At 43.4% G+C, this 20,343-nt stretch carries 17 protein-coding genes and 1 pseudogene; 4 read left to right on the plus strand and 14 right to left on the minus strand.

Features of this window, described 5'->3' with window-relative positions; all coding sequences use genetic code 11:
- Positions 1-200: 200 nt before the first annotated feature.
- The 5 genes from H6G32_RS11165 to H6G32_RS11185 all read right to left on the minus strand — a co-directional run bounded on the left by H6G32_RS11165 (position 201) and on the right by H6G32_RS11185 (position 6,310).
- Positions 201-740 carry a cytochrome C gene (locus H6G32_RS11165; RefSeq protein WP_190458129.1) on the minus strand — a complete coding sequence of 180 codons (540 nt, stop codon included), beginning with the start codon at positions 738-740 and terminating at the stop codon, positions 201-203.
- Between the two features lie 512 nt (positions 741-1,252).
- Positions 1,253-3,223 (minus strand): NACHT domain-containing protein, encoded by a 1,971-nt coding sequence (locus H6G32_RS27535; protein ID WP_190458087.1) that lies wholly within the window; start codon positions 3,221-3,223, stop codon positions 1,253-1,255.
- 419 nt (positions 3,224-3,642) lie between these two features.
- Positions 3,643-4,086, minus strand: a complete 444-nt coding sequence (locus H6G32_RS11175; RefSeq protein ID WP_190458089.1) for a hypothetical protein — start codon at positions 4,084-4,086, stop codon at positions 3,643-3,645.
- A 36-nt stretch (positions 4,087-4,122) separates the two neighbouring features.
- The gene (locus tag H6G32_RS11180; protein ID WP_190458093.1) at positions 4,123-5,031 is read right to left on the minus strand and encodes an AAA family ATPase; all 909 of its coding nucleotides are present in this window, start codon (positions 5,029-5,031) and stop codon (positions 4,123-4,125) included.
- Between the two features lie 166 nt (positions 5,032-5,197).
- Positions 5,198-6,310 (minus strand): bifunctional riboflavin kinase/FAD synthetase, encoded by a 1,113-nt coding sequence (locus tag H6G32_RS11185; RefSeq protein ID WP_190458095.1) that lies wholly within the window; start codon positions 6,308-6,310, stop codon positions 5,198-5,200.
- 96 nt (positions 6,311-6,406) lie between these two features.
- Here H6G32_RS11185 and H6G32_RS27080 point away from each other — a divergent pair, with 96 nt between their 5' ends.
- Positions 6,407-6,538: a hypothetical protein gene (locus tag H6G32_RS27080; RefSeq protein ID WP_255502417.1), complete on the plus strand. Its 132-nt coding sequence runs from the start codon at positions 6,407-6,409 to the stop codon at positions 6,536-6,538.
- A gap of 121 nt (positions 6,539-6,659) precedes the next feature.
- On the opposite strand, the gene H6G32_RS11190 is transcribed toward H6G32_RS27080, so the two are convergent.
- Entirely contained in the window at positions 6,660-7,556 is an 897-nt protein-coding gene (locus tag H6G32_RS11190; protein ID WP_190458096.1) for an MBL fold metallo-hydrolase, read from the minus strand.
- A gap of 285 nt (positions 7,557-7,841) precedes the next feature.
- Positions 7,842-8,639, minus strand: coding sequence for a 5'/3'-nucleotidase SurE (surE, locus tag H6G32_RS11195; protein WP_190458099.1), 798 nt, complete (start codon positions 8,637-8,639; stop codon positions 7,842-7,844).
- A 191-nt stretch (positions 8,640-8,830) separates the two neighbouring features.
- Here surE and pheS point away from each other — a divergent pair, with 191 nt between their 5' ends.
- Together pheS and H6G32_RS11205 are read left to right on the plus strand one after the other, a co-directional pair.
- A complete protein-coding gene (gene pheS / locus H6G32_RS11200; RefSeq protein WP_190458101.1) occupies positions 8,831-9,823 on the plus strand; it encodes a phenylalanine--tRNA ligase subunit alpha in 993 nt (330 codons plus the stop codon).
- A gap of 184 nt (positions 9,824-10,007) precedes the next feature.
- Positions 10,008-10,481, plus strand: a complete 474-nt coding sequence (locus H6G32_RS11205) for a shikimate kinase (protein ID WP_190458104.1) — start codon at positions 10,008-10,010, stop codon at positions 10,479-10,481.
- Positions 10,482-10,483: 2 nt separating this feature from the next.
- Here H6G32_RS11205 and H6G32_RS11210 read toward each other — a convergent pair.
- The 7 genes and pseudogenes from H6G32_RS11210 to H6G32_RS11240 form a co-directional block, all read right to left on the minus strand.
- Positions 10,484-10,642: pseudogene (locus tag H6G32_RS11210) on the minus strand (RecQ family zinc-binding domain-containing protein); the annotation flags it as partial.
- Positions 10,643-10,722: 80 nt separating this feature from the next.
- Positions 10,723-11,358 (minus strand): hypothetical protein, encoded by a 636-nt coding sequence (locus tag H6G32_RS11215; protein ID WP_190458106.1) that lies wholly within the window; start codon positions 11,356-11,358, stop codon positions 10,723-10,725.
- A 100-nt stretch (positions 11,359-11,458) separates the two neighbouring features.
- Positions 11,459-11,611, minus strand: a complete 153-nt coding sequence (locus tag H6G32_RS11220) for a hypothetical protein (RefSeq protein ID WP_190458108.1) — start codon at positions 11,609-11,611, stop codon at positions 11,459-11,461.
- Between the two features lie 483 nt (positions 11,612-12,094).
- Entirely contained in the window at positions 12,095-13,540 is a 1,446-nt protein-coding gene (locus tag H6G32_RS11225) for a RecQ family ATP-dependent DNA helicase (protein WP_190458110.1), read from the minus strand.
- Between the two features lie 240 nt (positions 13,541-13,780).
- A complete protein-coding gene (locus H6G32_RS11230) occupies positions 13,781-14,443 on the minus strand; it encodes an ester cyclase (RefSeq protein WP_190458113.1) in 663 nt (220 codons plus the stop codon).
- 364 nt (positions 14,444-14,807) lie between these two features.
- Positions 14,808-16,412, minus strand: coding sequence for a 2-isopropylmalate synthase (locus H6G32_RS11235; protein WP_190458115.1), 1,605 nt, complete (start codon positions 16,410-16,412; stop codon positions 14,808-14,810).
- Positions 16,413-16,504: 92 nt separating this feature from the next.
- Positions 16,505-17,026 (minus strand): LabA-like NYN domain-containing protein, encoded by a 522-nt coding sequence (locus H6G32_RS11240; RefSeq protein ID WP_190458117.1) that lies wholly within the window; start codon positions 17,024-17,026, stop codon positions 16,505-16,507.
- A gap of 718 nt (positions 17,027-17,744) precedes the next feature.
- Here H6G32_RS11240 and H6G32_RS11245 point away from each other — a divergent pair.
- A complete protein-coding gene (locus H6G32_RS11245; RefSeq protein WP_190458119.1) occupies positions 17,745-20,105 on the plus strand; it encodes a serine/threonine-protein kinase in 2,361 nt (786 codons plus the stop codon).
- Positions 20,106-20,343 lie beyond the last annotated feature (238 nt).

A 20,343-nucleotide genomic window follows, 5' to 3' on the forward strand; every position in this document is an offset into this window, starting at 1 on the left:
AACGGCTGAAAAAGGAACCGAATCATTTAGTAAACTGATTGGTTTTAACTTATATCTTATATTTAGACTTTCTTTATAGTATCATTTCACCCCCAGATGAGGCAGATAACCCCGCCCATACTCCAGTAGCGATTACTCACCTTGTGCAAATTGGGGCGATGAGCGATAAATTCTTCCTTGCCCCTTGCCCCTTGCCCCTTCTATTCCCATTCTGAGGTAAGGCTACGGAAATTATACTTATTAGCGCCAATATGACAACTAACGCAACTGCCTAGTTCTACAGGACGTGACAGCTTAACTCCAGGGTGTAAGGCTTGGAAATAACGGGATTTATCGACGCGATAGGGTGTTTCTTCCTCTTGTCGCTGGACACGGGAGAATGTCGATAGATACTTCCATACCAAGAGACGCGGCGGATCTACTAACGGCTTGAGTTGTACACCGTAGTGCTGGGAGTCTTCCAGGAGATTTTGCCAAGTTTGGGTGGGTAAAACGGCTGGTGGTAAGGCAATGTGACAACTTGAGCAGTTTTCTAGATAAAGTTCTTGCCCTAGTTGGTATTGCGCCGGTACTACGTCAACGGTGCCAATAGTGGAAACTGGGTTAGCACCTTGGGCGCTGGTTGCGAGGGACAGCAGCCAGCCCATAGCCAGACTCCAAGCTAATATTACCAAAAGTAGCCCAAAGGGACGGCCTTTGAGTTGGCGTTTATTGAATTTAGGCTTAACCAAATTTGACATACACCTCACACTCACAGATAGATGTCGCGCTTCTTGCTCATCATAAGGGACTTCCAAATAAAAAAAGCCCCAACTATCTCTTGTGGGGTGGGCATCCTGCCTGCCCTAATTGATTGATGGGCGGGCGAGACGCCCACCCCACAAGACTGGGTAATTTATTTGTTGGCAGTCTCTTAGAGTTCTGAGCATGAAGTTCCGAGTTCATAGCACGAAGTTCCGAGTTCATAGCACGAAGTTCCGAGTTCAAAGCTTGAAGTTCCGAGTTCATAGCACGAAGTTCCGAGTTCAAAGCTTGAAGTTCCGAGTTCATAGCACGAAGTTCCGAGTTCAAAGCTTGAAGTTCCGAGTTCAAAGCTTGAAGTTCCGAGTTCAAAGCTTGAAGTTCCGAGTTCAAAGCTCGAAGTTCTGAGTTCTGGGGAGCAGAATAAAAAACTGCTAACTAATGTAGAGATGTTGCATGGAACGTCTCTACAGAATGGGTGATTTGCCGGATATGATTATGAACTACAAATTCAGGAATTATTGGACTCAGCAAAATGATCGAGGAGTTCGCGGTGCAGGAAGCGGTAACGCCCACCAACACGCAACAGCAAACGCCTCTCGACGCAGTAGTTGAGGAAGCGGGCAAGGTTCCAGGGTACTCCACTTTGCCAAAGGACGAAGCGCAGGGAAAGATGCTGCACACAGGCTAGTCCACCGCCGTAAAAGAAGCCGAAGGATAGCGCCATCAACAGTCCGTGTAGCAAAAGTTGAGACTGTTTGCGGGAAAAAATACCTAGCAGATCCAGCCAGTTGTGCTTTTCTACCACTGTCCCAGCAACTGCAAGTGCCATTACATAAATCACGCTGAGGGGATAGATAAAGGCAGTCGTCCACAGCATACTTTGTAACGAGTTCCAGATGCCCTGGTTAGGATGCGATCGCACTTTTAATTCCTGCTTCAGCCCGTAAATCAGCCCGATACTCAGCCCGATATTCAGCCCACTAATCAGCCCTCCAATCAGCCCAATAATCAACCCTCCAATCAGCCCTCCAATCAGCCCAATAATCAGCCCAATAATTAGCCAATCGCGCAAACTGTTTAAAATTTCTCGTCTCGCTGCGCGAGACATGGAAATTTGAAATGCTTCTACAGGTTCAATCTTATCCAGCCCTCCAATCAGCCCAATAATCAGCTCTCCCATGAGTCCTCCAAAGAGTCCTCCAAAGAGTCCTCTAATCAGCCGATAACGCAGCCAATAGCGCAGCCGTAACTGTTCAAACTCAATCCAACTCGGCTGCATTTGCTCAATGAGTAACTCCACCTTATTGTTAGCCTGTAACTGCCGTGCTATCCAGCTTAGAGTGCTGCGGGTTTGCCGCCAGTGGGGTTCATCTTTCACTGTTTTGTATGCCCAGCCCTGTTTCAGGTCTTGCCGGCGAGCTTGCTCACGGGTATCTTTGGACAACTGACGCTCAATATACTTCTCTAACAAGTCTGCTTTGCCGCTAATGGGCTGCTGTGGGTCATACACATCGGCGGTCAATTTGAGAAACAGAGGCACTCTCAACAAGCCTGGCTCACCTTCTGGAGTCGGTTCTAGCAGGGTTTGCAGATGAGGATTTTTCTGAATCGCTGACCATAACTCTGGGCGTTTCAGGCTGTGGAGATAATTCTGAATTTGTGAGTCAGATAACGGCTGGAGACACACCGCACCTCTGAGGGTGTTTAGCTTCAGGTTTGCGGCTTCAAATTCTTTGAGACGACAGCAAACTACCAATTGCGGATAGTGCTTGGCAAATTCCTTCAGCTTGATGGTGCATTTTTTCTGTCTTTCTAGTCCGAGTTCATCTAACCCATCCAGCAGAGGTAATAACACCCTTTTTTCTAGCCAGCGTTCATATATTTTATATTTGCGGTTTCCCCCGTGTAGTTCATAAAGTTGCTCTATCAGCCAGTTTTCAATGCTTTGGTTGTCATCCCTCCAAGTGGAAAGCTCAAAGATAACGGGAATTACGGTTTGGGGATTTTTCAGCGCACCACGCACTAACTCCTCTGCTAAACTCAACAGCGCGGTTGTTTTCCCTGCTCCCGGCGCTCCTAAAATCAGCAGTTTTCCTTCAATATCATCTCGCGCATAAGTCTCAATTAGAAGTTTATCTGCATCCAGGGTTCCGTAATCTTGTCCATTAATCTGCAATGTTCGACTTACCCAAGATGGCTGTTCTTTAAGGGAGACATTCAGAGAAAGGCGCTTCTGTCCCAAGGTATCAGCCAAGCGTTGACGGATATCAGGTAACTGCTTTTGTTCTAGTAACAACTTTCCCCAATCCCAATCAACCTGCCGTGGCTCTAATTTTCCAAACAGCCGCAGGATAATGTTATTAATGGTGACTTGGTTATCTTGGCTATTCTGAAAGCTGACAGTATCTCGCCCTGCTTGAGCCTGCTGAATTGCACTATTTTCAAGTGAGCTATTGTCAATATTTTGATTTTGCCCCATCACCCACACCCACAAGGAATTGCCCCAGATGTCTTTTATCAGTGGAGAAATACAGACCTAACCCCCCAGCCCCCTTCCCTACCTCTCTCTAACCCTCTCCTAAGAGGAGCTACGGTGTACACCAAGGTATCCGATTACCCAAAAGTCCTCCAAAACCTCACCCTGGTTGTGCTACGCAAAACCTTTCCCTCTCCTTGTGAAGGAGAGGGATGTCCGTCAGGACAGGGTGAGGTTTTTTTCCTCTGTTCGGTAAAGCATAAATTGCATTCAGAGAGACTTGTGTGTACACCGTAGCCTAAGAGGAGAGGGGAAAGGAAAAACTTTTGTTGCTGGAATGGGGAGTAAGATTCAAAGCCTCTCTCCTCCTAGGAGAGAGGTCAAAGCGTACTGCACCCAAACGAAAAGCGCTATAAATATCTCTACATTCCAATCAAATTAGCTGCCGCTTCTAGCCAAGGTGCGATCGCCCCAAAAACTTCCTGTCCAGTTTGCCACAAGCTCTTTCCTGCTTCTGTGGTGTCTTTCATGGTTTGGAGCGTTTCACTGACTGGTTTCAGGTACTGCCCCACCATATCTTTATTCACACCTGCCTTTGCTGCTTCGCGCTTGGCGGGGCGCAAATAGTCCAGCAGTTCATCTTTTTCATCTTGAGTCAATTTTGCGGCTTTTACGGCTATTTCCAGATTTTCTAATTGCTTAACTACATCGATATTTGTGATTTGCTGCTGTGTTTCCAATTTCCCTGATTGACTTTGCTGGACATCACGCCCTGCCTGTGCTTGTTGAATCAAACCGCCAGTTGCAGCTACACCGCTCATATTTTGCGATTGGCTTGGTTGTTCTGGCTGCTTTTTACCAAACATAGATTTTTCCTGGTGAGAGATTCTTTTTTTATATTTTTAAGGGATGGGTTGCGATCGCAATATCCGTTCTACAATAGTTCTCGCATTCCTTCCCCCTCTAGGGATGAGACGATGACAGAGAACATGAGGAACAAGTAATTTCACATCATCGGGAATGGCATAATCACGCCCTGATAAAAAAGCTAGGGCTTGGCTAGCCTTTTGTAGTGCCAAAGTACCACGGGGACTAACACCCAAAGTGATTTCTTCATCTTCTCTTGTAGCCCGCACCAAGTCCAAAATGTATTGTTGCAAAGGAGTTTCAACTTTTACCTGGGAACACATTTTGCGTAATTCTGCTACTTCTGCCAAGGTAATACAAGGTTGCAAATCATCAACTTTGATACCCTTTTGCAGACTTTGCAACATTTGCAATTCTTCTGTTTCTGAAGGATAGCCCAAACTCAAAGACAGCATAAACCGATCCATTTGTGCTTCCGGTAAGGGAAAAGTACCTTGATACTCAATGGGGTTCTGAGTCGCAATCACAAAGAAAGGCTGGGGAACGGCACGAGAAACGCCATCAACTGTTACCTGATGTTCTTCCATCACTTCCAACAAAGCTGACTGGGTGCGGGGTGTAGCGCGGTTAATTTCGTCAGCTAGCAGCACATTGGCAAATACTGGCCCAGCCATAAAGCTAAATTCGCCGCTTTTGGGGTTCCAGATGTTAGTGCCGGTGATATCTGTTGGTAGTAAGTCGGGGGTACATTGTAGCCGTTGAAACTTGCCATCCACAGAACGGGCTAAGGATTTAGCGAGGAGGGTTTTGCCCACACCAGGGACATCTTCTAGCAAGGCATGACCACCACCAAGTAAAGCTACTAGCACTAAGCGTATAGCCTCGCTTTTACCAACGATGGTACGAGCTAGATTTTGTGTTAAAGCGTCAATTTTTTCTCTCATGCACTAGGGAAAGAGGTAATGGGTGATAGGTAATAGGTAATGGGTAATGCGGTGATGGGTGATGGGTGATGGGTAAATAGTCGTTTACCAATTACCAATGACCAATTACCAATGACCCATTACCAATTACCAATATATACATTGTTCCCAATTAGCTTTCCTTTCTTCAGCGTTCAGCACTTAAAACTTGTTTAGCTACAGTGCAATCAAGTTGAATTTGGGTTTTTAAGGCTTGTAGAGAGGGAAATTTTTGTTCGGGGCGCAAAAATTCTACTAGCTGTACGGCTAATGTTTGACCGTACAAATCACCAGCCCAATCTAACAAATGTACTTCCACAGATGAATTAGTACCATCTACTGTGGGGCGGTTGCCGATATTCATCACGCCTAAATGCTGAGTAGTGGCAGCATTTTGTGTTTCACTCTGGGTGAAAACTCGGACGGCGTAAACTCCTTGACGGGGTACAAATTTATCTTTTGGTAGTTGGAGGTTGGCGGTGGCAAAACCAATGGTTCTGCCGATTTGTTGACCTTGCACTACTACTCCTGAGAGGGTGTAAGGGCGTCCTAGTAGGAGGTTTGCCTGTTGAATGTCGCCTTTCTCCAGAGTTTCGCGAATCAATGAAGTGCTAATGCGACCATCATTTTGCGTACCGTGAACGCAACCGCTTTCTATGGGTAAGTCACCTGTATAAGTTTCTAAGGGAACGATAGTTACGGGGATATCATAGTTGGCGGCGAGTAATTGCAAATCCCTGGCGGTACCCAGGCGCTTTTTGCCAAAACAAAAATCCTGCCCGACACTAATGCGTTGGCATTTGAGTTGTTGCACGAGAATTTTTTCAACAAAATCTTCGGGAGACAAAGCTGATAATTCTTTGTCGAAGGGTAGTAGTACCAGTTGTTCTACCCCAAGCGATCGCAATTGTTGCACTTTTTCATCAAGTGGAGTTAACAAAGAACGGGGTTGTCCTGTAAAAAACTCCTGTGGATGGGGATGAAAGGTAACAACTGTTGAGTATATGTGTTCGGTTGCTAATGCTAGGGAGTTATCTTGTTGGGGTGGCGGGCTAGTAGGCTGACGGGGTGAGCATTCTAAATTCTCCCCATTGCCCCATTTTTCCTTACCCCTGGCTTGCTGCAAAACTGGTTGAATTACTCTTTGATGACCAAGATGGACACCATCAAATTTACCAAGAGCAACAGCAGTTGGTGTTAGAGCCAATTCAGTAGAAGAAGCAACCCACACAGAACACCCATTTTGAGACAAATTTAGCACGTGGATTCTGGGATTTTAGGTTTATTTTAGCTATCAGCGGTCTGCTACTCTGTCATCGGCAACCGCCTGTTACTCCACCAAGCACAGAGCCAGAGAGTGTTTATCTCACCCCTTTTAGCCATCAGCCAAAAGCCTAGCTTGGGAGAAGTCGCCGGATTGGGCTGCGGCTGGGTCTTAGCGGACTCTCTACCACCGACTGAGGGCATTTTGTGGCTGCTGTACTCTTAAGAGTGAATCCACAAAGCTGATCCTCTGGTTGTCGCCGCGTACTCAACAGGTATGCTCCGACGCTGTTAGCTCTCTGATCACCAATCTAATCTAAAATCCATCATCCCTCCGAGAGCAACCGTCATAGGGAAAACTTGCTGACCGGAATTGCTTCTGATAGCGAAGCTGAGACCGGAATCTGAAGTACTAATCCTTCCCGTGCCATGATTGCACCAGGAAATTTTTCCACTACTTCTTCCCCTACACGATCCAGAAAATCATCATTGTGGGCGGGGTCGTGGTGATAAATTACCAGAGTTTTGACATTAGCAGCTTTTGCTACTTTCACCGCTTCTTGCCAAGTAGAATGTCCCCAGCCAACTTTTGGTGATTTTGGGTTGTGGTATTCCTCGTCTGTATAGGTGGAATCGTAAATCAGCACGTCGGCATTCCGAGATAGCCACAGGACTGTTTCATCTAACCGATCAGGAAAATGTTCAGTATCGGTAATGTAAGCAGCCGCGCTACCACCCCAGTTAACTCGATATCCTATGGCTTCACCTGGATGGTTTAAATGTGCGGTTTCTATCACAATGTCATCGATCTGTATTAGTTCCCCCACCCCAATGTCGTAAAACTTCATATTGGCCTCCATAATCTGCAAAGGCACAGGGAAATTGGGGTGGAGCATCTGGTCATTCAGCCGCTGCTCTATTGTGGAACCATCGGGAGCGATCGCACCATAAATATGAAAGTTATTCCCCTTGATAAACCCTGGGCTAAAGAAGGGAAACCCTTGCATATGATCCCAGTGGGAGTGGGTGAAGAATATATGAGCTTCTAGGGGCATTTGGCGCAACAAAGATTGCCCCAAAACATGCAACCCTGTACCAGCATCGAAAATTAAGCGTTTACCGCCCACTTGCATCTCAACGCAAGGGGTATTACCACCATAACGGACGGTGTGTGGCCCTGGACTGGGGATGCTGCCGCGAACGCCCCAAAATTGCACAGTAAATTGATTCTCTATCCTAGACATTGGTATTGCTTGCTGGATTGAGCGGGCGATAAATCACAAAAATGTTACTTATTTTGTTAAGTTTATGCTGTTTTACTACCTTTAGTAGAAGATATTTTTTCAAAAAATACCATATCTTGTTTAAGGTTAGTTTGATCAACATGAATAAGTCACTGCAAGGCAGAAGACTCAAGTTTTCCGGGCTGATGTTTACAGGCTTTTTCAATCTTAGTTCCTACTTTATAGCCTAAAATTGGCACTGATGCATTTAACTAATCACAGATACTGTTCTCCTCGTCAAATAATTTACGGAAGCTGGAATTCCCACCCGGACAATTGCTCTAGTGCATTTCCATAGGTGAGATTGTATTGCAGTGGCGTGATGCTGATGTAATTTTTCCGAATTACATGGACGTCAAAGGGTACGTTTGGCGGCAGATTTAATCCTGTTGGCTGTTCTACTTCCTCTAGGACTTCTCCAGTTAACCAGTAGTAGGTTTTTCCTCTGGGATCTACTCGCTTGTCGAAAACATCAACGTAGCGCCGCACACCCTGACGAGTCAAAGTAACGCCAGCTATATCTTCCCATTTGATTGCCGGAATATTAACATTGAGTAACATCAAATCTGGTAGAGGTTTTACTGCTAGCTGTTCTACCAAGAGTTGGGCAAACTTGGCAGCAGGTTGAAAGTCTTTGTAAGTGTGACTCGTTAGGCTGAGGGCGATGCTGGGAATACCTTCAATCATGCCTTCCATTGCCGCTGAAACGGTGCCAGAGTAGAGAATTTCTGTTCCCAAGTTGGCTCCTTGATTAATGCCAGAGAGCACTAAGTCGGGGGGAGACTCTAACAAAGCCCACAGCGCCAATTTGACACAATCTGAGGGAGTCCCATCACAAGCCCAAGCATGGACAGCAGGATGAAAAACCGATTCGACAATTTCGGCGCGAATTGGTTGCTGTAAGGTTAGTCCATGTCCGGTTGCCGAACGCTCCCGATCAGGACAAACTACAGTAACATCATGACCCACTTCTGCCAAGCAATTGGCTAGGGCACGGATACCCAGGGCAGAAATGCCGTCATCGTTGCTAATTAGTAATTTCATTAGTCATTTATTCATTAGTTCAGGGTCTATTGTCAGTGTCTCTGGTCACAACCACAAAACAAATTACAATGCTAAACAGGTAAAAAAAGAAGTCCTTTAGTTTATTAATGGCATAAAAGACGGGTGATTTGTTCTCCAGTCCACAGGTTTGGACTATAGACTATAGACTAATGACTCTTGACTAATGACTAATGACTAGCAATTTAGAGGCTCAACTTTTAGCACTGCGGCAGGAAGGAGAAAAAGCGATCGCCGCCGCAGATACCCTAGAACGCCTAGAAGAACTCAGAGTCAACTATCTGGGTAAAAAGGGGCAACTGGGGGCACTGTTGCGAAGCATGGGGCAGATGAGTGCCGAGGAACGACCGAAAATAGGAGCGATCGCCAATACAGTCAAAGAGAGTCTGCAAATCAGCCTCGACCAGCAACGCGCCACTTTAGAATCTGCTCAAATTCAAGCACAGCTAGAGGCGGAAACAATAGATGTGACAATGCCGGGAATTTATCGCCCCCAAGGTCGCATCCATCCCCTCAACGGCATTATTGACCGGGCGTTAGATATCTTTGTCGGTATGGGCTACACCGTGGCTCAAGGGCCAGAGATGGAAACAGATTACTACAATTTTGAGGCTCTCAATACCCCCCCTGACCACCCCGCCCGTGATATGCAGGATACTTTTTACCTGCCAGATGGTAATTTGCTCCGCACTCACACTTCCTCAGTGCAAATTCGTTACATGGAAAAAGAGGAGCCACCCATCCGGGTTATTGCCCCAGGGCGAGTTTATCGGCGAGATAATGTAGACGCCACCCACTCGGCAGTTTTCCATCAAATAGAATTGTTAGCAATTGATGAAGGACTGACTTTTACAGACCTCAAAGGCACAATTAAGGTATTTTTGCAAGCAATGTTTGGCGATTTACCAATTCGCTTCCGTGCCAGTTATTTCCCATTTACTGAACCCTCCGCAGAGGTTGATTTGCAGTGGAATGGTCGCTGGTTAGAAGTTATGGGTTGCGGTATGGTCGATCCAAATGTCCTCAAATCTGTGGGTTATGATCCAGAAGTTTATACTGGATTTGCCGCCGGTTTTGGTGTAGAACGGTTTGCAATGGTGTTACACCAAATCGATGATATTCGCCGTTTATACAATAGCGATTTGCGCTTTTTACAGCAGTTTTAAATGTTGGAGTGAATAGAATTCGCAACTCTTAGTCCGCGAAGGCGGACTTTGTTTGTGTAGCCGCGAATTCTATTCGCCAGGACTTTGTTTGTGTAGCCTTTATATTGGCGGAATCCGATCCTTTTTAGAATCACTGAGCTAAAATTAATCGCCCGGCACACATATTTAACATCAAAACATTACAATGCATCGATTTCTAATATTTGGTAATTCTGGTTCTGGAAAAAGCACGCTTGCAAATAAACTCGGACAAGATTTGAGAATTCCTGTTCTCGACCTCGATACTATTGTCTGGAAACCAAATAAAATTGCCATACGGCGTCCTCACGAAGATTCAGAAAATGATCTACGAGACTTTATAAAAAATAATCCTTCTTGGGTAATTGAAGGCTGCTACAGTACGCTAATTAAAATTGCTCTTGAATTCTCAACTGAAATTTATTTTCTAAATCCCGGCATTGATAAGTGTCTGGAAAATAATAGTAAACGCCTTTGGGAACCACACAAATTCAAATCGCCAGAGGAGCAAGCACAAACTTTTGAGTTTCTCCAAAATTGGATTCAAGAATATGAAAAACGCGATGATGAATTTGGTTATTCATCCCATCGCTCAATATTTCAGCAATTTAAGGGCAAAAAGCAGGAAATTATCGCGTAGTTCTAATTGTTTCGGCAATTATCACAATGTCCACAACGCCAATTTGCAGCTTCTTTATCAAAACCAAAGGCGTTTAACAAAAATTGCCAACGATACTGTTTTCTCGTCAGATATTTATTCATTTGTTGGGCTACTTGTATTTGCGTTGGTGGCAGATTTCCCGTTTTTTGGGTAATAAGTCACCGCAAAATCCGATAAGTATTGCAGTAATTATTTCTAAATTTTGAATGATATTACTTTTTTAGTTCTTTTTCAGAACTACTTTTTTTCCAGCTTGCAAATAAGCAGCTAAAGCTTCAAGTTCTGGTGTTGGTTTCCCAGGGAAGGATTTAGCTTTGCGACGCTGGTTTAAAACTTCTTCACTATAACGTGTTGGATATTCAACAAGCCACTTAAGCACAGTTTCAGCACCTAATTTGTCATAAATTACAGCATATTGTTTAAGCATTTCTTGATTATACTTCTCCATTGCCAGAACAGGGTCTTCTTCTTGGAGTTTCTTTCTTTCATCCTTCTCACGTTGAGTGGTAGGCAAATGATGAAGATATTGATCAAAGTAGTTAAAACAATAATCCGTGTACTCAGGTGTAAAAAGAATGAAGGCATGCCACATTTCGTCAATAGCAAAAAACGCTTCTGTCATTGATAACTCTTCAATGTCTGGTTGAGCACATAACCAAAGCCATTTTTTTGTTTCTACAAAGATATCATTTCCTTCTTCAAAGCTAATATCATAGGTGTCGATAAACCGATAAACAACTTCCTCATTTTGATAGCTGATTGCTTCATTAAGAGAGCAGGGTTTAACAGTTAGCAATAAAGAGTTAGAGTTTGAAATAGATTGAGGATGGATTGTATTGAAATTAGCATTAGCCATTTTCTTCTCTCCTAAAATCCTAGATTGGTGAAAGGCATAGCCACTTATCGCGAACAAAAATAAGTGGCTAAGTTAAAACTAGTTCGGTGATGACAAGGCACTAAAACTCAACGCCTGCGGTGCCAACAGCTGTTCCATACGCCGCCGCCACGGCATCCACCGCCGCGGCGGCATCCACCGCCGCCACGGCATCCACCGCCGCCACGGCATCCACCGCCGCCACGGCATCCACCGCCGCCGCGGCATCCGCCATGTCTACCACCAGATATTTGCATCAATTCTTCTAAGGATAGTTCAACAATTTCGTTGCTGGAAGATCCACTTTGGTCGTTGGACGCGGAAATAGTAGTTTGAGGATCTTGATTACCTTGAAGCATGGGTATCTACTCCTTGATAGAGTGTTGAAAATCAGTCAAAATTATTAATTATGTGGTTACCACCTATTGATATTTTTTAGGTAACCACCTAATAATCAAAGATTAAGCATTGTTTGTTTTAAATTCATAACTCTCACGGTAGAAATAAAACAGATAATAATGCTTCTTTTGGTAGATATTAAATCGTTTATTTTTTGGGTTTTCAGTACCTTATGACTTACGCATCAAGTAGGAAATATAGGGGCAATTCATAAAAACAGCGTTTTGAATGAATAAGGCGATGATAAATTTGGTTATTCATGCCATCGCTCAATATTTCAGCAATTTAAGGGCAAAAAGCAGGAAATTATCGCGTAGTTCTAATTTCGGCAATTATCGCAATGTCCACAACGCCAGTTAGCAGCTTCTTTATCAAAACCAAAGGCGTTTAACAAAAATTGCCAACGACATTGCTTGGTAGTTAAATATTTATTCATTTGTTGGGCTGCTTGTATTTGCGTTGGTGGCTGAGTTCCCGTTTTTTGGGTAATCGTGTAATGAAAAGGGTCAAGCCATTGGAGTTGTCCGCTACTATGAAGTAGAGAAAGTGCGATCGCACCATCGGGAAATTTTTTGGTTACAGCGTTCACTTCACCCTGCTGTGGCAGCTTTTTGATTAATTGTTGTGCTGTTTGTTGTTGCGATCGCACTTTTTCTTCAAAAAACCGCTGTCTCTGTTTATCCTCAGAATCTAACCATCCCGTCGGTTCACTTACCAACATCAACGCTTCAGACGGTTTACCATCCCTTCCAGCGCGGCCAATTTCTTGCACATATTCAGACAGCAGATTTGGTGAGTGAAAGTGAACCACCCACCGCACATCAGGCTTATTTATCCCCATCCCAAAAGCACAAGTACACACCACAAAGGGCATTTTTCCACTTAACCAACTTGCTTCTACAGTGCGGCGTTCTGTTGCACCCAAACCCCCATGATAACTCGCTGTCACATAACCCATCTCTGCTAACCACAGTGCTAAATTTTCGCTATCTCGCCGAGTGCGTACATAAACTAAACCCCCTTGATTTGGTCGATTTTGAATAAACTTTAATAATTGTTGCTTCCTACCTCTAGGAGTCCAAGCAATGCGGACACTCAAATGCAAATTAGAACGGTAGGGATTAAGCCGAAAAGCTTCAGGTTTTTGTAATTGTAAAACTGTAGAAATAATTTTTTGCGCTAAAGGGTCAGCAGTAGCAGTAAAAGCAGCTATGCTAATTTTTGTCCCCGGTGGTTTTGATTTTAGCAAAGCTGAACGCACCGCCCCCAACCGCCGATAAGAAGGACGAAATGTATCACCCCACTGCACCAAACAATGTGCTTCATCCAAAATTAAACCGTTAATTTGCAATTGTGGATCACATAATCTTTCCCAAACTGGCGCACTTAATAAAGTTTCTGGGGATAAATACAGTAATCTTAATTGTTGCCTTTCTAAAGCTTGCAATGTTGCACGACGCTGGAATGAAGGTAATTCACTATGCAATAGTGCCGCTTTTTGCTGTTTTTGGCGTAATTCCTCAACTTGGTTTTCCATCAGCGCCACTAAGGGCGAAATTACCAAGGTTAATCCTGTTTGTAGCAGTGCAGGAAGTTGAAAACAAATCGACTTTCCCCCACCTGTAGGCATGATAATTAATGCGTCTTTTTGTGCCAATAAACTGCGGATTATTTCTCCCTGTGGCGGACGGAAATCTTCATAACCCCATATTTTTTGAAAGGCGGCTCGGACTTGATCCCAAGATTTGTTTAAGGGTTGATTCATAGATATAGCACTTTGCAAGTAAATGAACTATAAATATTAGCAGTTAAACTCTTGTGGGGTGGGCATCTTGCCCGCCCTCATATACCTCATCTTGAAGTAATTTGCTGTAATTCAAATAGATATTTTATCCCAACTTTTATCTTTTAGGGTGCGTTAAGCAAGCCTAACGCACCCATGAATATTTTATCCCTGAGTGTAATTTTGGACTTATTTAAGCTTTAGTGATTGTCCTAACTAATGTTAAGAATGAAAAGGACAACCACCAGCAGTTAATTTTTGTAGAAAAGCATTGTTATCAAAATAATGCTCCAAAGATTCAATCTTTAAATCATCAGTTACGCGAGCGATACTTACTCCAGTAATTTCTATTGTTTCTCCTGTGGGTGCATAGTCTTTATATGAGCCAGTAAATGTTCCCCAATGTCGCCACTTAAAGGTTACGCTAGGCGGGCCAGAAAGCACTTCTGTTAATTCCCATAAAAAGCCATTGGGAAAGGCTTGATTAAATACAACAAATGAAGATTCAAAGGTTTCTGTAGTGGAGCTATAATGCTCAGTTTCACCTATAAATAAGTTATAAGTTCCTTCTGTGGCTACATCTTGAGCAGTATATTTTTTTCCCCCATTACTACTCATCTTAAACTTATCGGTGACTATCGAAAGCCACTGTTGGGGATTAGCTTTATTGGAGGCTTCCATCTCAAAGGTGCGAACTAAGTTTTGGGCGATCGCTTCTAAAGAACCCTCTGGATGGTTAAATTTGCTCTCTTGGTGCAGAAATTGATTGGTGTAGGAATAATCTGGGCGCTTTCCTTCTCGCCACTCTACTCCTTGATCATGGGCAATGACTGTATCTCTGTCTTGTACCCACAGTGGTAATTTTGTATTCTCGGCGTTACTCATTCCAGTTTACTTGTTATACACATCATTCCTCAGAATAAAATCCTCTGTTATTTAGGTAAATAGAAATACCTAAAAAAGCAAAAAATATTCATAATTAAAGGAATTTAACGCCCGTAATTATACTTAATAGCAGTTCTCACTAAATTTTAATTTAGGTACCTGTGCAAAATTAATTTCTGATTTTAAAATCCTGTATCCTTGATTGGATAAGCCACAGAGCCAAATAAAATGTGCAAATAATTTTCCATTACTACTTAATTACGGCTGGGGAAACTCGAAGAAATCAAATAGCTCTTAGGACAGGCAAAATGCCTGTCCTACAAAAAATCTTGGCGGGCTTTTTCTCTGGAAGTGCCTGGGCTGTTTACACCTTCTGTGCGGTTACTTCCTCTGGCTCTTCTTGATTGTGTAATGCCGCATATAATCTATTCAGTGCATTTACGTAAGCCTGAGCCGAAGCCACAATAATATCCGTATTTGCTGCATGACCAGAATAGACTCTAGATTCGTGCTGTAAGCGGATGGTTACTTCCCCAAGAGCATCAATTCCCCCTGTCACCGATTGCACAGAAAACTCAATCAACTGATTAGGCACATTTACCACCCGGTTAATGGCTTTGTAAACAGCATCAACTGGCCCTGTACCAATAGCTGCATCAGTTAATTCTTCACCTTCTGGGGTGCGGAGGGTAACTGTAGCGGTGGGTTTGGCGTTGCTACCGCAGGAAACTTGCACCAACTCTACTTGGAATAAAGCGGGGGCTTGTTGAATTTCATCATTGACAATTGCTTCTAAATCCCAATCAGAAATTTCTTTCTTTTTATCCGCTACTTCTTTGAATCTGACGAAGGCTTTATTTAATTCAGTTTCCGACAGTTCAAAGCCTAATTCTTTTAAGCGGGTGCGGAAAGCATTTCTGCCGGAATGTTTGCCCAAAACTATTTGATTATCTGTCAACCCAATCAATTGGGCATCCATAATCTCGTAGGTGAGCTTGTTTTTTAACACTCCATCTTGGTGAATGCCAGACTCATGAGCAAAGGCATTTGCCCCGACTATGGCTTTATTTGGTTGCACTAGCATTCCCGTCAAATTGGAAACCAAGCGCGAAGTTTTGTAAATTTGTTTGGTGTCAATATTGGAAAGTGGTTCTTGAGAATCTGCTGGGCGTCCTAAGAAGGGGTTAAAATATTGCCTGCGGACGTGCAACGCCATGACTAATTCTTCTAATGCGGCATTTCCTGCCCGTTCACCAATACCATTAATGGTGCATTCTAGTTGCCTAGCGCCGTTTTTCACAGCTTCCAAAAAGTTGGCAACGGCTAAACCTAAATCATTATGACCGTGAACGGAGATGATCGCTTGGTCGATGTTGGGGACGTTTTCTTTAATGCCCTTAATTATCGCCCCAAATTCGCTGGGGGTGGTGTAACCCACAGTGTCAGGAATATTAACTGTTGTGGCTCCAGCTGCGATCGCTCTCTCTAAAACTTGGTAGAGAAATTCTGGGTCTGAGCGTCCGGCATCTTCAGGAGAAAATTCTATATCATCAGTGAAGGTTTTGGCATAAGCTACCATTTCTTCAGCTATGGCTACTACTTCTGGTCTGGTTTTTTTTAGTTTGTATTGGAGATGAATATCTGAAGTAGCAATAAAAGTATGAATTCTGCCATGAGCCGCTGGTTTGATTGCTTCTGCTGCGGCTTTGATATCATCATGCCTAGCTCTTGCTAAACTACAAATTATTGGGCCGTCTTCTGTGCCGACAATTTGAGCAATCTTGTTGACTGCGGCAAAATCTCCAGGACTAGCAAAGGCAAACCCTGCCTCAATGATATCTACACCCAGACGGGCTAATTGCTTGGCAATTACTAGTTTTTCATCTATGTTCAGGGTTGCTCCCGGACACTGCTCTCCATCTCGGAGTGTCGTATCAAAAATGATAATTTTATCGGGTTTGTTGCTCATTTGTGGGTCGTTGTTTAGTTTTTACTGTCCGGCTTAAAATACCTTGAACCTTAGTTTTTTACTTTTACCTTTGTCAATATTTGCTAAGGTGACTAAGCTTCTGTTTTTTCTATTTGGTTTCTGATATCGTTCAAGTCTATATATCTATCCGTAGCATTACGTAGCTCTCTGGCAATCATTCCTTCCGTTGATACTACTGTTATATGTGTATTTTTTGAGCGTAATAGTTCGATAGCTCTTTCAAAATCTCCATCACCGCTGAATAATACAACTCGGTCGTACTGGTCTACTGTATTAAACATATCTACAACAATTTCAATATCTAAATTTGCTTTTTGGGAGTAGCGACCGGAGACATCATCATAGTATTCTTTGAGGATTTTAGTGCGTACTGTATATCCTAAACTAATTAAAGCGTCTCTGAAACCGCGTTGATCTTGCGGGTCTTTTAAGCCAGTGTACCAAAATGCATTGATTAATGTTGTCTCTGACTGCTCGTTTTTGAAGTATTCTAAGACTCTTCGCGGGTCAAAAAACCAGCCATTTTTTTGTTGAGCATAGAACATATTGTTTCCGTCTACAAAAATAGATAGACGATTCATTGGAGAACCCATAGAAATTTACACCTAATAATAGATAAGAATGTTAGATGGAACAATAGATTATAGCAATTCTCTCATGATAATTTTGCTACTTTCTATAAAGTAAATCTGTATGTATAGCTTTTATCTTACCTCTTGCAAAGCAGAGAATCGGCTAAAACATTAGAGTTGAGATGCTGGGCGCTGCAACTTATTTCACCTCCGACACTTTCAACAGACGCCCCGTGATCAAAATCTACCAATAAAATTGACTGAGTAACAGCATTCTGATCTGCATAACACTCAAGTTTACTCCTAAAGAGGTATGGCATCGGCTTGAGATAGCATATAGGCTGATGCCCATCAATGGGTTTTGTCATCAACAGTAGGAAAAGTTTTGTGGTGAATACCAATATTACACTAGAGTCAGAAAACTCCCTTGGGGTGGCTGTTGGTAGATCCTTCGTTGGGGGTAGGGAAAAATCTCACTGTCACCAATTGCGCGGGTAAAGCATCTCTAGCTTAAGTCTGTGCCACAATCACAGATAAGCCCTCAGTCAGATAATGAGTCAGGCACGATCTAGATTGGGAGTTTCCTGGAGGAATGGTGAAGAAGCAAGTTTGCTGAGGATTAAAGGATGCTTGACAAATGTATAAGATTGTCATTTAAGTCTTAATTTCAAAATGTTTACACTAAAACAGGGTCTGAATAAATAAAAGCGTTGTCCCTAAATTAATTTAGTAACACGATATGGCGGAAGAACCTACATCAACCTTAACCAAAAAATCAGTCACTGCTACCGATAATCCGTCAAGTAAACCGACAAAACCAACTTCGACGGCATCAGCACGCCAGTGTCAGATGATAGTCCGCTTAGGTCATCTGCTAAATGGTGCTTCAGCATTGGGTGCAGCGCTGCTGAGTACTTCTGGTTGGGGCTGGGTTCAATTGATGGAAAGTCAGACGCTGTCCACTTTTTTTCAACTGCGTGGATCGATGTTGCCTCCAAAAGACATCGTGATTTTGGCAATTGATGATCAGTCCATATCAGTCCCCGAACAGTACTATAAAACAGATCCGCACCAGTATGCCTACCTAGAACCACTGAAATCTTTTCCCTATAAACGTGCTGCCTACGCCCAGATAATTACTAATTTGATGCAGGCGGGTGCCCGCTCCGTGGCATTAGATGTGGTTTTTGATACGCCAAGCAGTTATGGAGTGGCTGACGATCGCCTATTCCAAGGGGCATTACAAAAGTATGGCAGCAAAGTCACCTTGGCCGCACTCTATGAAAGTTCTCAGACGCACCAAGGCACTTTTTTGCAACTAACTCAGCCCCAGTCGATGTTTCGCACGGGTTCAACAACCATTGGCTTAGTGAATTTTCCTTTGGAAGTGGATGGCAAAATTCACCGATTGGCCAGTGAATTTCCTAAGTTGTTAGCTGGACGTGAAAACCTGACAACAAAAGTACCTTCTTTTGCTGAAGCAGTGCTCTTTGCCGCACAAGTTAATTATCCCCAACCAAAGGGCGATCGCATTTATTTTTGGGGACATACGGGGACTTTTGAGACGATTCCTTTATGGTATGTACTTGACCCAGAAAACTGGAACACCTATTTACAGGGGGGAAAGGTGTTCAAAGATAAGATAGTCTTGATTGGTGCCACGAACCAGTTAAGCAATGATTATCACCCAGTGGCTATTTCCCAAAACTGGCTATATCCTGAGCGGATGGTGGGAGTAGAAATTCACGCCAATGCGATCGCTACTTTGATGGAAAATAAAGCGATCGCCTCAGCAATTAATAGTCCACCCCTACGCGGTTTATTCGTGCTGATGCTTGTGGGTGGTTCAGCTTTCATCGTTACCAAAAACAAGCAGGGGATTAAGCGATTTCTGTGTAGCCTAGGGGTGGGCAGCATTTGGTTCGGCATCAGCTATGGCAGCTTTATCTATGGTCAGTTAATTTTCCCAACTACAGTACCAATTTTAGCGATCGCCCTGGGCGGACTTTCCTATCTGGGAACCGAAGTGGTTAAGGAAAAAATCAGCAAGCAGCAATTAGTCACGATTTTTCAGAAATATTCATCTTCCCCCGTTGTTCAGGAGATTATCAGCCAACAAGATGATCTCCACAGCCTGATCCAGCAAAGGGATTTAGCTGTCACAGGGAAAATACTAGGCAGTCGCTACAAAATCGTTAAAGTTCTCGGTGCAGGTGGATTTAGTGAAACCTACATTGCTGAAGATATCCAACGTCCTGGTAACCCGCAGTGTGTGGTTAAGCAACTAAAACTATCTAGCAACAAATCAGAGGGTTTAGAACTTGCTAGACGTTTATTTAACTCTGAGGCGCAAACCCTGGAAAAATTGGGAACACACAACCAAATTCCTCAGCTTTTAGCTTTTTTAGAAGAAGACAAAGAATTTTATTTAGTTCAAGAGTATATAATTGGCCATCCCCTGAATAAGGAACTGCTATCAGGCAAAAATACTGAAGAAAGGGCAGTTATCGCTATTTTAAAAGACTTATTGCAAATAATTGTGTTTGTCCATGAAAATGGTGTAATTCACCGAGATATTAAACCTAGTAATATTATTCGCCGACACTCTGACTGGAAACTGGTACTGATTGACTTTGGTGCAGTTAAAGAAGTGACTGCCCAACAGATGGAAAATCTAGAGCAAAGCGCCTTCACTATTGGCATTGGGACGAAGGGTTATGCACCCAGCGAGCAATGTTTTGGGCGTCCACGATATAGCAGTGATATCTATGCGATTGGGATGATTGGCATTAGAGCTTTGACTGGTATCACTCCCCATCAATTAGAAAGAGATGCTGATGAAGAGTTGAAATGGGTGCATCAGGCAGTAGTGAGCCGTCCTTTAGCACAAATTCTCAGTAAAATGGTTCTAGCTGACTTTAAGGGGCGCTATCAGTCTGCATCGGAGGTTCTGGAGGCGCTGAATCAATTGACCACTCCTGATGACAATGACTCTACCTCAGAAGGACTCACATTAGGGAATGATGCAACTTTAGATGATACCGACGCTTCTACCACGCCTTGGGTAGGGGGTAGATGCAATTATCAAAAATCTAGCTAATTATCCTCAATCCTACTCATTCTTATAGCTAGATGAGAATAATGAGTAAGTGTTTTTGAACTTGGTTTTAAGAAGGGTTCCAAGTCTTCTGGCTGCGTCCTAATCTGCGCCCAGATTGATCAGTTTTTAGCTGAAACAAAAAGAAGCCTCTCACCTACCCGAAGGGAGGTGATGAGATGAATTTTTGGGTGATGAGGAATTGACCTCTAACCAATTCAATCCGCTGTCCTTGAGAGGG

It is taken from the genome of Cylindrospermum sp. FACHB-282, assembly GCF_014697195.1.
In the GTDB taxonomy this organism is placed as follows: domain Bacteria; phylum Cyanobacteriota; class Cyanobacteriia; order Cyanobacteriales; family Nostocaceae; genus Cylindrospermum.